This window comes from Streptomyces sp. P9(2023) (assembly GCF_032436795.1).
GTDB lineage: Bacteria > Actinomycetota > Actinomycetes > Streptomycetales > Streptomycetaceae > Streptomyces.
Window position 1 is genome coordinate 1 of record NZ_JAUPWM010000721.1, and the last position, 249, is coordinate 249.

At 61.4% G+C, this 249-nt stretch carries 1 protein-coding gene; it reads right to left on the minus strand.

Translation table 11 applies throughout. The features are described 5' to 3' along the window. Window positions 1-246: SDR family oxidoreductase (locus Q5762_RS39230; RefSeq protein ID WP_315897100.1), on the minus strand; the 246-nt coding region annotated here is incomplete at its 3' end. Window positions 247-249: the final 3 nt, after the last annotated feature.

Genomic DNA, 249 nt, shown 5'->3' on the forward strand with positions numbered 1-249 from the left:
TGGTCCGAGTTCACGAGCCAGGCCTCGAGTGAAAGCCAACAGCGCGGACTTCGACATCGAGTACACCGTCAGATTGGGATAGGGCACCCGTTCGGCCAGGCAGGATCCGATGGTGATGATTCGCCCACCCTGGCCAAGATGCGCAATGGCCGCCTGCGAGGCCAACGCAGCGGAGCGAGCATTGACGTGCAATACGTCGTCGATATCGACCAGGCTCATTTCGGCCAGCGGCCCGGAGCGAGAAATACC